12 protein-coding genes and 1 pseudogene are annotated in these 13,428 nt (G+C 37.2%); 5 read left to right on the forward strand and 8 right to left on the reverse strand.

Going from position 1 to position 13,428, the window contains the following annotated elements; translation table 11 throughout:
* Position 1: 1 nt before the first annotated feature.
* The 4 genes from hutI to hutP all read right to left on the reverse strand — a co-directional run bounded on the left by hutI (position 2) and on the right by hutP (position 5,017).
* Entirely contained in the window at positions 2-1,258 is a 1,257-nt protein-coding gene (hutI, locus tag CRO00_RS18355; RefSeq protein WP_097075130.1) for an imidazolonepropionase, read from the reverse strand.
* Entirely contained in the window at positions 1,258-2,934 is a 1,677-nt protein-coding gene (gene hutU / locus CRO00_RS18360) for a urocanate hydratase (RefSeq protein WP_097075131.1), read from the reverse strand. The genes hutI and hutU overlap by 1 nt, the downstream gene beginning before the upstream one ends.
* A complete protein-coding gene (hutH, locus tag CRO00_RS18365; RefSeq protein WP_097075132.1) occupies positions 2,918-4,456 on the reverse strand; it encodes a histidine ammonia-lyase in 1,539 nt (512 codons plus the stop codon). Before hutH ends, hutU begins: the two co-directional genes overlap by 17 nt.
* 117 nt (positions 4,457-4,573) lie before the next feature.
* On the reverse strand, positions 4,574-5,017 hold the full coding sequence (gene hutP / locus CRO00_RS18370) for a hut operon transcriptional regulator HutP (RefSeq protein ID WP_097075133.1): 444 nt from the start codon (positions 5,015-5,017) through the stop codon (positions 4,574-4,576).
* 166 nt (positions 5,018-5,183) lie between these two features.
* On the opposite strand from hutP, the gene CRO00_RS18375 reads away from it, so the two are divergent.
* The gene (locus CRO00_RS18375; RefSeq protein ID WP_097075134.1) at positions 5,184-5,561 is read left to right on the forward strand and encodes a hypothetical protein; all 378 of its coding nucleotides are present in this window, start codon (positions 5,184-5,186) and stop codon (positions 5,559-5,561) included.
* 196 nt (positions 5,562-5,757) lie between these two features.
* On the opposite strand, the gene CRO00_RS18380 is transcribed toward CRO00_RS18375, so the two are convergent.
* Positions 5,758-6,597 (reverse strand): LysR family transcriptional regulator, encoded by an 840-nt coding sequence (locus CRO00_RS18380; protein WP_161946740.1) that lies wholly within the window; start codon positions 6,595-6,597, stop codon positions 5,758-5,760.
* A gap of 112 nt (positions 6,598-6,709) precedes the next feature.
* Here CRO00_RS18380 and CRO00_RS18385 point away from each other — a divergent pair, with 112 nt between their 5' ends.
* From CRO00_RS18385 to CRO00_RS18400, 4 genes and pseudogenes are all read left to right on the forward strand, one after another.
* Positions 6,710-7,687, forward strand: coding sequence for a threonine ammonia-lyase (locus CRO00_RS18385; protein ID WP_097075136.1), 978 nt, complete (start codon positions 6,710-6,712; stop codon positions 7,685-7,687).
* 388 nt (positions 7,688-8,075) lie between these two features.
* Positions 8,076-8,879, forward strand: a complete 804-nt coding sequence (locus tag CRO00_RS18390) for a ParA family protein (RefSeq protein ID WP_097075137.1) — start codon at positions 8,076-8,078, stop codon at positions 8,877-8,879.
* On the forward strand, positions 8,854-9,210 hold the full coding sequence (locus CRO00_RS18395; protein WP_097075138.1) for a hypothetical protein: 357 nt from the start codon (positions 8,854-8,856) through the stop codon (positions 9,208-9,210). The genes CRO00_RS18390 and CRO00_RS18395 overlap by 26 nt, the downstream gene beginning before the upstream one ends.
* Positions 9,211-9,364: 154 nt before the next feature.
* Positions 9,365-10,697, forward strand: a pseudogene (locus tag CRO00_RS18400) (IS3 family transposase).
* Between the two features lie 163 nt (positions 10,698-10,860).
* On the opposite strand, the gene CRO00_RS18405 reads toward CRO00_RS18400, so the two are convergent.
* The 3 genes from CRO00_RS18405 to CRO00_RS18415 all read right to left on the reverse strand — a co-directional run bounded on the left by CRO00_RS18405 (position 10,861) and on the right by CRO00_RS18415 (position 13,315).
* The gene (locus tag CRO00_RS18405; RefSeq protein ID WP_097075139.1) at positions 10,861-11,481 is read right to left on the reverse strand and encodes an FMN-binding negative transcriptional regulator; all 621 of its coding nucleotides are present in this window, start codon (positions 11,479-11,481) and stop codon (positions 10,861-10,863) included.
* Positions 11,482-11,874: 393 nt separating this feature from the next.
* A complete protein-coding gene (locus CRO00_RS18410) occupies positions 11,875-12,816 on the reverse strand; it encodes an anti sigma factor C-terminal domain-containing protein (protein ID WP_097075140.1) in 942 nt (313 codons plus the stop codon).
* Positions 12,809-13,315: an RNA polymerase sigma factor gene (locus CRO00_RS18415; protein WP_097075141.1), complete on the reverse strand. Its 507-nt coding sequence runs from the start codon at positions 13,313-13,315 to the stop codon at positions 12,809-12,811. The genes CRO00_RS18410 and CRO00_RS18415 overlap by 8 nt, the downstream gene beginning before the upstream one ends.
* Positions 13,316-13,428: the final 113 nt, after the last annotated feature.

Genomic DNA, 13,428 nt, shown 5'->3' on the forward strand with positions numbered 1-13,428 from the left:
ATCACACCACCTTTATGCCTTTTTTCCATACAGATTTCACATGGTTGACACCAAATAAATATTGTAGTTCTTGATAACTTTTCGTTTTCCATATCACGATATCGGCTTGTTTCCCGACTTCAAGTGACCCCACTTGATCTTGACGATTGATTGCGCAAGCGGCATTATAGGTTGCGGCGATTAAGCTTTCAGCAGGAGTCAAACGCATCGAGATACAAGCCAAATTCATCACAAGTGGCATGGATGTTGTGGGTGAAGAGCCGGGATTGCAATCGGTGGAAATCGCGACAGCCACACCTGCATCAATCATTTTTCTTCCTGCAGCGGCTTCTTCCCGTAAATACAAGGCGGTCGCTGGTAGTAAACAAGCGATTGTTCCTGCTTTAGCCATAGCCTTAATCCCCTCATCGGATGCTTTTAACAGATGTTCAGCTGAAATGGCCCCGATTTTTGCGGCTAATTCTGCTCCACCATAGGGCTCAATTTCATCGGCATGGATTTTTGGAATCAACCCAAATCGTTTTCCCGCTTCTAAAATCCGCTCTGCTTGTTCTGGTGTATAAACGCCCTTTTCACAGAACACATCATTAAATTCTGCGAGTTTCTCCGCAGCGATGATTGGTAACATGTCGTTAATTAAATAATCGACAAATTCATCTTCCCGCCCCTTATATTCTGGTGGGACGGCATGGGCACCCATAAACGTTGGCACGATATCAATTGGATGTTGTTCTTGTAGTCTTTTCATGACGCGTAACTGCTTCAGCTCGGTTTCAAGATTCATGCCGTAACCGCTTTTCCCTTCAATTGTTGTGACTCCGTGAGCTAGAAAGGAATCCAATCGCCGTGTTGTTTGCTCAAAAAGCTCCTGTTCTGTTGCTTCTCTTGTCATACGGGTTGTCGCATGAATGCCGCCACCTGCATTCATAATGTCCATGTACGTTGCCCCTTCTAGGCGCATTTCAAATTCATGCTCCCGGCTTCCCCCATAAACTACATGCGTATGGGGGTCCACTAATCCTGGCGTGACTAAATGATTTGTCGCATCGACAATTTCTGCTTCATGAGGCTTATCTGAATACTTTTTTTCAAGCTCTGTTGTTGTTCCGACAGCTTGAATTATGCCATCTTCAATCCATAAGCTGCCGTCTTCAATTAAACCAAGATTGGACATTGCTTCTTTGGTGCGTGGACCTAATTCATTAGAAGCAAGTGTTGCTAATTGGGCCGCATGTTTAATCCAAATCGGTTTTGTCATCACTGATCCACTCCTTGATCAAGCATTGGCATCTTGATTCCTTTTTCCCGAGCCGTTTTCTTGGCAAGTTCATATCCTGCATCAGCGTGGCGCACAACTCCCATTCCTGGATCTGTTGTTAATACTCGCTCGATACGTGCTTCGGCTTCTTTCGTTCCATCCGCCACAATCACGACTCCTGCATGTAAGGAGTAACCCATTCCGACGCCACCACCGTGGTGTACAGAAACCCAAGTGGCACCTCCAACTGCGTTGACCATCGCATTTAAAATCGGCCAATCTGCTACAACATCTGAACCGTCTTTCATCGCTTCTGTTTCACGGTTTGGTGAAGCAACGGAACCTGAATCTAAGTGGTCACGACCGATGACAATTGGCGCTTTTAGTTCGCCGCTTGCCACCATATCATTGATGATTTTTCCGAATCGAGCGCGTTCGCCATAGCCTAACCAACAAATTCGAGAAGGAAGACCTTGGAATTGAATTTTGTCTTGTGCCATACGAATCCAGTTGCATAAATGTTCGTTGTCACTAAATTCACGTAAAATGGCTTCGTCTGTCTTATAAATATCTTCAGGATCTCCTGATAGGGCTACCCAACGGAAAGGTCCTTTTCCTTCACAAAATTGTGGGCGAATATAAGCTGGAACAAATCCAGGGAAGTCAAAGGCATTTTCTACGCCTTCATCTTTCGCAACTTGACGAATGTTGTTCCCATAGTCAAAAGTAATGGATCCTTTTTCCATCATCGTAAGCATTGCGTTTACATGTGTGGCCATCGATGCTTTTGAACGTTTCACATATTCTGTAGGGTTTTCGCTTCGTAACTTCGCTGCTTCTTCAAGCGTCATCCCTGAAGGAATATAACCGTTTAGTGGATCATGAGCTGATGTTTGGTCAGTTAATGCATCAGGAATGAAGTTTCTTGCAATCATTTCAGGAAGAATGGCTGCTGCGTTCCCTAATAAACCAATCGATAACGCTTTGCCTTCTTTCTTTGCCGCTTCAGCTAATTGAATGGCTTCCTCTAACGTATACGCTTTTACATCGGTGTAACGCGTTTCGATTCGGCGGTCGATTCTTGTTTCATCCACCTCAATGGCGATACATACGCCTCCGTTCATCGTTACCGCAAGTGGTTGTGCACCACCCATTCCACCTAATCCAGCTGTTACAGTGATTGTGCCTTTGAGTGTACTGTTAAAATGCTGTTTCGCTAACTCCGCAAAGGTTTCATACGTGCCTTGTACAATTCCTTGTGAACCAATATAAATCCAGCTACCTGCTGTCATTTGCCCGTACATCATTAGCCCTTTTTTATCGAGTTCGTGGAATGTTTCCCAATTTGCATAAGCTGGTACAATGTTGGAATTTGCAAGAAGAACGCGTGGTGCATCCGTATGTGTTCTGAAAATCGCGACAGGCTTTCCTGATTGCACAAGTAAAGTTTCATCGTTTTCTAGTTCTTTCAGTGATTTCACGATTGCATCGAAAGACTCCCAGTTACGAGCAGCTTTTCCGATTCCACCATAAACGACTAAGTCTTCTGGTCTTTCTGCAACGTCTGGATCTAAATTATTCATTAACATCCGAAGAACGGCTTCTTGTTGCCAGCCTTTTGTATTAAGATTTGTCCCTACATAACGTACTACTTTTTGGTTAGTTGTTGTTTTCATTTTCATTTCCTCCTAATTGAGATACTTTTTTTCCAAACTCGAACGATTCAATTTTTAACCAAGCATTCATCGCTTCAATATCTTTTGAAAATACGCGATCGGCATGAATTGATGGAACAATATTTCTTGCATTTTCTAAAAAACTTCGCGTGTGTGACGCCATTTTATCAACTCCACGGTATTGTGCCGCTTGTAGCCCACAGATTGCCTCAATCGCTAACACTCGACGTGTATTCGTGATAACTTGATATGCGTGTCTTGATCCGATTGTTCCCATGCTAACGTGGTCTTCTTGGTTCGCTGATGACGGAATGGAATCGACACTTGCTGGGTGTGCTAACGTTTTGTTTTCCGATACAAGGGATGCCGCCACATATTGCATAATCATCGCTCCTGATTGTAAGCCGGGTTCAGGACTTAAAAACGGAGGCAAATCATTTAGTTGTGGGTTGACAAGGCGTTCAATTCGTCGTTCAGAAATGTTAGCTAGTTCTGCTACCGCAATCGCTAGGAAATCCATCGCGAATGCAATCGGTTGCCCGTGGAAATTCCCACCTGATAAAACTTTTTCCCCGTTGTCAAAAATTAATGGATTATCTGTTGCAGCGTTCATCTCAATTTCCAATTTTTCTTTTACGTAATTTAATGTTTGCCAAGTAGCGCCATGAACTTGTGGGATACAACGAATGGAATAGGCATCTTGCACACGAAGTTCGCCTTGCTTTGTTGTTAAAGAGCTATCTGATAAGTAACAACGTATGCGTTCTGCTACGTCTACTTGTTCTTTATAACCACGGGCAAGTTGAATGTCTTCATCAAATGCATCAATAATTCCACGTAGTCCTTCTATCGTTACGGATGCAATAAGTTCTGTTTGATAAGCTAATTTTTCTGCCTCAAGGTATGCAATAACGCCCATTGCGGTCATTGCCTGCGTTCCATTAATAAGTGCTAACCCTTCTTTTGCGGTTAAGGTGATTGGGAAAATGGATTCCTTCTTTAAAGCATCTTTGGCAGAGGTTCTTTCCCCTTTATAAAAGACCTCCCCTTCACCAATCAACACAAGGGCTAAATGAGAAAGTGGCGCTAAATCACCGCTAGCACCGAGTGATCCTTGCTGAGGGATAACCGGATGAATGCCAGCATTCAATAACTCTAGCAATCTTTCAATAACTACAGGGCGTACCCCTGAGAAGCCCTTTAATAATGCGTTTGCACGTAGGAGAATCATCGCACGGGATACAACCTCTGGAAAGGGCTCTCCAACGCCGCAAGCATGAGAACGAATTAAATTGAGTTGTAGCGCCTCCACATCGTCTTTACCGATAAACACATCACTAAATTTTCCAAAACCTGTTGTAATACCGTAAACAATACGCCCCTCGGAAACGATTTTTTCTACCGCTTTCCGACTTTCTTGAACTTTTTTCATACTTTCCTCAGAGTAAATAACTTTTTCTCCATCGAATAAAACTTTTCGTACATCTGAAAAAGTAAGTGTTTGACCATCTAATGTAACCATCTGTATGTCCTCCTTCAAAATTCTTATGACAATAGAAAAGGAGGCTATACCAAAGAGAATCACTAAAAAAGTGATTTCTTGATATAGCCCCCTATTATCTAAAATACTATGGGCAATTTATATATGATTAATGCCTAAACCAATCGTTTCATGTTCAGAACCTTTAACTGGAGCGCCAATGGTCCCGTATAAGGAAACCGCAATCCAATCTCCCTCGCGCTCATCTTCATAGGGGTTCCCTCGTAAAACAGCAAAGGACAAACCAACTGTTCTTAAGACAGACCCAATTTGCACTTGGCCTCGTGTTATGCCATTTAACGCTTCGATAATTGCGTGGTACAATGCGTGTGATTCGCGATAGATATCTGAGTGAATAACCCCGTTTTTCTTAGCGGCGGTTTCAATCGCAGCAACTACCTTATGTGCATCCATCGACCCAACTTTTCCCGTGCAACTCTTCCAGTTCAACTGCTCGAGTGTTGCAAGATATTCAGTAGGTTCATCAGAAAGCAAAAGTAAGATAGCGTGTTTACCTATACGACGATCGTTACTTAATGCCATTTAAACAACTCTTTCCATTTTCTAAGTAGCACAACAAGTTGAATTTTCTAATGTCTAATAGCTAACTTGATTGTAAACGCTTCAAAAATACGTGTCAACGAGTATTTTTGAAAGTTTAATATTATTTTGACAATTGTCAGATAGGTAAAATTTCCATTACTTTCATGTGCCAGTTCGACAAATTAAAGAAATACATGCTCTAGGTGGTCATTCCAATTCGGTATTATATTTAGGTATTCCAATTCAGTATTACGTATACGTGTTACATCCAAATATTCCAATTCAGTATTACGTATACGTGTTACATCCAAATATTCCAATTCAGTATTACGTATACGTGTTACATCCAAATATTCCAATTCAGTATTACGTATACGTGTTACATCCAAATATTCCAATTCAGTATTACGTATACGTGTTACATCCAAATATTCCAATTCAGTATTACGTATACGTGTTACATCCAAATATTCCAATTCAGTATTACGTATACGTGTTACATCAAAGTATTCCAATTCAGTATTACGAAAAAGTATTACATTAAAGTATTCCAATTCAGTATTACATAAGAGTATTACATCTAAATATTCCAATTCAGTATTACATAATACTTAAACAAGTTGCGTTCGTGTTTAAAATTTGTGAAAACCCTAAGTAGCCATCCATGTAAAAAAGCGCAAATTCATCTTTTGAAAATGCGCTCATAGTCTAAATATCTTTACCTTCAACTACAGTGTATCTCAACGCAAACTTTCATTTACTAGAGTGAAGATGTTAGTTGAATAGGTTAATAAAGAAATTTTTCTACTAAATTCATTATCTATTAATGGGATTGCTTTTAAACCTTGTTCTAAGCGTCTAATACTCATTTCAGGGAGAATGGTTACGCCAACACCATTTTTGACCAGTTTTAAAATTACATCATTTTCTCCAATTTCCATCGTGTTGTTTAATACAATGTCTTCTTGTCTCAAATATTGATCTAACGAATTCCGAATATCACAAGGAGAGGTTGGCAAAATTAAATTTTGTTCCGTTAGTTGAGCTAATGAAATGGAAGGAACTTTTGAAAACTCACTTGAAGCCAAGGCAATCACAAAGTATGGTTCATTTAAAAAAGTATAGACATAATCCTTCTCTTTAACATCCTGTCCAAATCCAACATCTATTTCTTTTGCTAGTAATAAGTTTTCGATCTCCTGACTTGTTCCTACAACATGAAGAACTACTTTATATTCTAAGGAATTGAACTTTTGTATGATTTCTGGTAATAAATTATTCGCAATACTAGGTAGGGCTGCAATTTTTATCGTTTTCTTCACATCTTTTTTTGTGAATCTTTGTTTTAATCTTGTAACATGATCCAATATTATTTCCGCTTCTCTCAGAAAAATGTCTCCATCAGAAGTTAACAATACTCCACTTTTACTCCTCTTAAATAAAGTTGTACCTAACTCCTTTTCTAATAATTTTAACTGCTTCGTTAAAGCTGGCTGTGAAATATGGAGTGATTTTGAAGCTTTATTGATACTTTTCGTTTCGGCTATTACTTTCACGTAATTCATTTGCTGAAGATTCAAATTCATCCCCCCTTATAACTTCAGATTATAACATTATGACAAGTTGGTATTATCTCAAAATATGGGAAAATCATAAAATTAACAGGAGACTTAATATAGAGGAGATGTTTATTTGAAACCATTTTCGATTACGTTACAAGATATTATCCAAGCTCAAAAAAGAATTCAGCCTTATATTCACCACACACCATTAGAGTATAGTGAAAGGTTTACTCAGCTATATAAATCGGACATCTTTTTAAAATTAGAAAGCCTTCAAGTAACGGGAAGTTTTAAAGCAAGAGGATCTCTCAACAAGTTGTTAACATTAAATGAAACTGAACGTCAACTTGGTGTAATCGCTCCTTCTGCAGGAAATCATGGAATCGGCTTAGCCTATGCAGCAAGGAAATTGAATGTACCTGCTCATGTTTATTTACCAAAAGATGCAGACCAAAGTAAAATTCGAGCTTTAAGTAACTATGGGGCGCAATTATCGTTTTTTGAAACAATTGAGGATGCTAGAATCGCCGCCATCAATACAGCACATGAAACTGGTAAAACGTTTCTTTCTGCTTACAATGATCCTGCCATCATTTCAGCGGGTGGCACAGTTGCTCTAGAAATTATACAAGATTTGGCTGACGTCGATGTGGTGATAACTTGTTTAGGTGGCGGAGGCCTTACTGCTGGTATTTGTATAGCCTTAAAATCTATTAATCCCAAAATTGAAGTTTGGGCTGTGGAACCTAAAAATAGCCCGTCCATCGCTACTTGGCATAGTGAAGGAAAGGTGTCAGAAGTTAATTTAAAAAGTTCGATAGCTGAAGGTCTAAGTGGTCCAATTGATCCTAATACAATTACTTTCCCAATCATTCATCAATATATTGATCGGATTTTAACCGTGACAGAAGAGGAGATTGTAAATGCAATGAAATCAATGCTAGATTCCCAATACATTATTGAACCTTCAGGAGTAGCAGGTATTGCAACATTAAGTCAATGTGGAGATGAATTAAAGGGGCGAAAAGTAGCGATCGTAGTAACTGGTAGAAATATTTCATGGTCTAGATTTCTTTCTATCGTCAATGAAAATCGTCATAATCAATAATTAATAAAAGAGCAACCGCATTGAATGGTTGGCGTTGAATTAATGCCAACCATTTCTTCAGTATTACGTAAGAATATTACATAAGAATATTACATGTAAATATTCCAATTCAGTATTACATAAGAGTATTACATATAAATATTCCAATTCAGTATTACATAAGGGTATTACATATAAATATTCCAATTCAGTATTACATAAGGGTATTACATATAAATATTCCAATTCAGTATTACATAAGAGTATTACATACAAATATTCCAATTCAGTATTACATAAATGTATTACGTTTAAATATTCCTTTGTACTATTACATAACACTTAAACATACATACTAATATGATGCATTTAATTTTTACATATCATTTAAAAAGGTGGTGCAATAGTTTTGACGGAAGTTTATGCAGTTGCCATGAATAAAGGTGGGGTGGGGAAGACATCGCTTGTTTCAAATCTCGCAGGGGCGATTTCCATAAAAGAAGGAAAGAAAATTCTTATTATTGATACGGATGGGCAAGGGAATTCGTCCATTGCTTTTGGGTTAAATCCAAGTGAATTCGAAAACACCATTTATGATGTGCTCTTAGGTCATATTGAAGTGGAGCAAGTGATCGTCAATGTAAATGAATCTATTGATATTATCCCAGCTAACGAAGATATGAATTTCTTAGAATTTGATATTTTGCCAGACATTCAACATTACGACAAACCGTTTACATTATTAAAGCGTTCCATACAAGGGATTATAAATAACTATGATTACGTCTTTATCGATACACCACCAAGTATGGGGTTAGTTGTCGGAAATGTCTTAGCAACCGCAGACAAGGTCATTATTCCGTTTGTCCCGGAAACATTTGGTGTGAAAGGGTTGATTCGAATTATCGGTGCAATCAATGATCTGAAACATCGTGAAAACCCGAATTTAGAAATTTTGGGGGTTGTCGGGATGATGGTCGATAGCAGGACGATTCTTCATTCTGAAATGCTGCAACAAGCACGACGATTTTGTCTAGAAAATGAACTTCAAATGTTCGAAACGATTATTCCACGTTCCATTCGATTTGCGAACAGTACGGCCTATGACGGGAAACCCGCAACGTTAACTCCTTCTAGTAACCCAATTGTGAAAGCTTATTTTGAATTAATGGATGAGGTGTTTGAATATGGCAAGACAAAGCAAAAGTCTTAGTAATGTGTTTGATAAATTTAATGAAAATCATAAAGTAGAAGAGGGAAGTAATGCACTAGAAAGTAATATTGCAAATGAAACTCAAGTTGAACAAGAAGAAGTGACACTTAACACGCCAACAATTGAAGGGATCAAACAAGATCTGCTAAGCATGTATGAAGAAAAAACAAACAAGGAAAAAGTGGAAGATACGCATATACGAACGACCTTTTTATTTAAAAAAGACTTAGCGAACAGATTGGACATGCTCGCTAAAAATAAAAGAGGCTTCAAAACGATGTTTATGAATAAAGCAATCGAGGCGTTATTGGAAGAGATGGAGAAGAAGTAATTATCAAAGGTGTAATTTATTGAATAATCGATAGAAAACAAACCCCCATCAAATTGTAAAATGTACCCTATAAGATAGACACTTAAAAAAAGTCTCTCTTATGGGGTACTTTTATTTATAATGAAAACAACTACAACTAAATGGAGCATAACTTATGTCAAAAATATTATTTACTGATCACGAACAGAATTTACTCAAGAAACACCCTTATGTCAAAGCGGTTAGTGATAAAGCAATTACTTATACAGATGAATTTAAAGCGTTGGCGATTAAAGAATATAAAGAAGGAAAATTTCCACGTCAAATTTTTGAAGATGCAGGATTTGATATTGAAATCGTTGGGATAGAGCGTGCTAAATCAGCTTTAAAAAGATGGCGTGCAGCCTATCAAGAAAATGGGTTAGAAGGGCTTGAAGATTCACGTAAATATCATTCTGGACGTCCCCTTGAACGTGAACTAAGCATAGAAGAAAAGTATGCAAGATTAGAAGCACAAAACGCTTTATTACGTGCTGAAAATGAATTATTAAAAAAGATAGATTTAGCAGAAAGGTTGTTGGTGAAGAAAAAGAAACATTAACATCAGAACAGAAATTTCTCTTAATTCATTATGTCATTGAAAAGCACAGCTTAAATCGCATGGTGAGTTATCTTTGTGAATTAGTTGGGGTCTCTCGATCAGGTTATTATCGTTATTTTTCAGAAGAAGGACACCTTAATAGACAAGCCCGTAATCAAGCAGATGAAGAAGTAAAGGAAATTATATTAAAAGCGTACAATTTCCGTCGTCGTAAGAAAGGTGCACGTCAAATTAAAATGACGTTAGAAAACCAGTATCAGATTACATATAACTTAAAACGAATTCGTCGCATTATGAAAAAATTTAATATTGTTTGCCCTATTCGTAAAGCAAATCCTTATCGAAGAATGGCGAAAGCAACGAAAGAACATAGAACATTACCTAACCTATTAAATCGTGAATTCAAGCAAGGAATCGCTGGAAAAGTATTATTAACAGACATCACTTATTTAAGTTACGGAAAAGGGAAACGTGCCTATTTATCTACCATAAAAGATGCCCAAACCAATGAAATTCTAGCATACGAAGTGTCTGACAAAATAACACTAGATATCGCTCTAAACACAGTAAAGAAATTAAAGAAGAATGGTAGAAAACTAGCTGAGGGTGCATTCATCCACTCAGATCAAGGAGTTCATTATACCAGTCCCCAATTCCAAAAACTTGTGAAGAAAATAGGAATAGGTCAGTCAATGTCACGCCGCGGGAACTGTTGGGATAATGCCCCACAAGAATCCTTTTTTGGACATTTTAAAGATGAATCAGATTTGAAATCATGCGAAACATTAGAAGATGTAAAACAAGAGATTAAGAGTTATATGACCTACTATAATCATTATCGCGGTCAATGGAATTAAATAAGATGACGCCTGCACAATACAGACATCATCTTCTTCAAGTGGCTTAAGAGTCTTTTTTAAAATGTCCTTTACAAAGGGTACACTTTATTGCAACATTTGATGGGGGTTCTTTCTTGATTCTTTATCTAATCCTAAATCTGTTGAGTAGAAAAGAAAAGTGAGAAAAAAAGGGGAGAATATAATAGGAAACTTGCTCTTCGATTGTTTGTATTAACTAAACGGCTTTCTATTTTTCATTACTACCGCTAGTTGAATCGAATTTAAATCTTCTTCCTCATTCAACTTCTTAATAATATTGTGATAATCTTCTTCATTTCGATTTTGACTTAATTTATAGGATGCTTGAACTTCTTCTATTTTAATTTTAAATCCAATAGTGCCTTTGATTTGCTTTTTCGTTTCTGATGAGAGCTTTTCCCATAATACTGGATTTTCACGATGGCTTTCGTATTTTTTTAATAACAAAGTAAGGTAATCCTCTAACTCTTGCTCACTCATAACACTTGCCGTTCCGTAGACATGAACGGATTGGTAATTCCAAGTTGGGACGTTTTCATGGTTATACCAGGAGGAGGAAATGTAAGCGTGTGGGCCTTGAAACATGACAAGGGTCGAATCTTGTCCCGCACCAAACGTTTTCCATTGAGGATTGGCATAAGCCATATGTCCAGCTATGTAATCATCATCCCCGTTTTTAATTAAGTCCATCGGTATATGCGTAGCAATCGGCTTTCCATTTTCTGTTGTTACAATGGTTCCAAAAGAGTTCATTCGAATAAATTCGCTAATTTCATCAAAGTCGGTTACTTGAAAATACTTTGGGATAAACATCATGTCACTCCTTTTTCTCTGCGTATTCCTTCAACTAATTATATTAAATCCCTAACAAAAAGATAGAATTGTAACTATTGGAGTGTATAAAATTATCTATCAAATAAAACTAAAATGCCTGAACGCTGTATATTACCGAGTTCAGACTTTCTTAGCTTTAGGAATTATATTCTACTTAACATAGTAACCTGAGAGTTTCGGAAGATCGTTTGAAACGATTCTTCCATCTATGAGTATTTCGGGGGCGAGTAGAACAGAAAAGACTAGAATAGATTAAAAAAGTTTGGCGAAGAAAAGGGGAGAAAAGTATAGAAATAACTTCACATCCATTTAGAAAAGGTTAACCATTTAAAGAGGAAGCCATGACAAAATTCGTGATAGTAGCTTCCGACCTTAATAATTGTCAATAACTCCTCCTAATGAGGAAGCTTTTATAATAGGGTTTTTCATGATGTCTAAAAGTTCATCCCTCGTTCCATAAACGACTATCCCTAAAATCTCTACATCCTCTATTTTTTTATTTTTCATCGTGTTGTAAGCGTTCTGGTGATCTTCAGAAAGACTGGTTTGTAGTAACTTTAAGAAATTCTCATATTCAAATTCCAAATCAGTGTTAGATAAATATGGAGAATTGATTGAAAAGCCTAACGCATGATGTTCCCGAATAAATGTTGAAGACCAATCGTTTTCTTTTGCTTCTTGTTGGAACGTGTTTAATTGGCTCTTGCTGTAGGTGTTTAACCAAAACCAGGTCATTTCTGGTAGCTTAAACAAAGGCAAATCATTTAGTTTGTAGGGTTTATCAAAGGAGAGTGCGACTTCATATAGGTTATCTCCTTGCATATTTTTCAACAGTTCCTCATCGTTTTTGTATTTTTTATATTGAACATTTGGATGGAAAAACATCATTTCTCGCCAACCATTTTCTTTATAAGAGAATTGCCAATCCTCTCCGGTAATTCCGATGCCGCCACCTGAACCTCTTGATATCAAAACTGATGGAAGTAGACCAAATGAATATTGTTTTTGTTCGATGACGATGGATTTGTATTTAAAGTCTTTTGAAATTTTATAGTTGCTTGTTCCTCCGAGTAGTCCTCTTGAATCGACGGTTTCACTAATATAGCCATTCGGGGTGCTAAGACGCACATAGGCATCCCACTTTTTAAAGGCCTTTTCGCTATAATGTGCAGAAATGGCGAAATTGGCTAAGCTTAACACAATAAAGACCACTAAAGATACTAGGATAATGGTAATGAGCGTTTTTATTTTCCCTTTTTTTATCGCCTTTTTAATTTTTTTCTCATCAAACATTTCATCTGGAAATTCATTCATGAAGATCCCTCCACTTCTTTTGAAACTCTTTTCTTGCTCGAAATAAATACGTTCGAATGGTTTCTTCCTTCATTCCTAGTAATAGTGCGATTTCTTTATAACTAAGTTCAAGTTCATATTTTAATAGTAAAAGCTGCTTATAGATTTCTTGAATACGCTCTAAAGTCATTGCAATTTCATGGTTCATTTCGATATGTAATACACTTAGTTCGGTATCCTGGTCATTTGCAAAATTTCCCCAGAAGCGATCATCATCAACTTGGATTGCTTGTTCTTTTCCTTTTTTCTTTAACATTTTTTTAAATTCATTCATTGAAATGGAGAATATGTAAGCAAGAGCTTTATCTGAAGAAACGCCGCTACTATAAGCGATGAATTTTGTATAACTTTCTTGCACAATATCTTCTGCATCTTCATGGGTACAGCCGTTCTTCTTCAAGTAAAAATAAATCATTTTGGCTTGTTTATTGTATATTTCCAATAAAAGCTTTGAATCCATAGCTCCTCCTTTCTAACGTCTTCAATAATATAGAGTTCTTTACCTTAAAAAAGTTTACAGCAACAGAAAAAATTATGGTAAATTAAAAAAGCTATTCTCCATTGAAGAATAGC

It is taken from the genome of Ureibacillus xyleni (assembly GCF_900217795.1).
GTDB classification, from domain to species: Bacteria; Bacillota; Bacilli; order Bacillales_A; family Planococcaceae; genus Ureibacillus; species Ureibacillus xyleni.

Bases quoted from the DNA above. Each gene is read 5' to 3' on its own strand.
- hutI (WP_097075130.1), bottom strand. From the start codon at position 1,258: ATGACAAAACCGATTTGGATTAAACATGCGGCCCAATTAGCAACACTT.
- hutU (WP_097075131.1), bottom strand. From the start codon at position 2,934: ATGAAAACAACAACTAACCAAAAAGTAGTACGTTATGTAGGGACAAAT.
- hutH (WP_097075132.1), bottom strand. From the start codon at position 4,456: ATGGTTACATTAGATGGTCAAACACTTACTTTTTCAGATGTACGAAAA.
- hutP (WP_097075133.1), bottom strand. From the start codon at position 5,017: ATGGCATTAAGTAACGATCGTCGTATAGGTAAACACGCTATCTTACTT.
- CRO00_RS18395 (WP_097075138.1), top strand. From the start codon at position 8,854: ATGGCAAGACAAAGCAAAAGTCTTAGTAATGTGTTTGATAAATTTAAT.
- CRO00_RS18405 (WP_097075139.1), bottom strand. From the start codon at position 11,481: ATGTTTATCCCAAAGTATTTTCAAGTAACCGACTTTGATGAAATTAGC.
- CRO00_RS18410 (WP_097075140.1), bottom strand. From the start codon at position 12,816: ATGAATGAATTTCCAGATGAAATGTTTGATGAGAAAAAAATTAAAAAG.
- CRO00_RS18415 (WP_097075141.1), bottom strand. From the start codon at position 13,315: ATGGATTCAAAGCTTTTATTGGAAATATACAATAAACAAGCCAAAATG.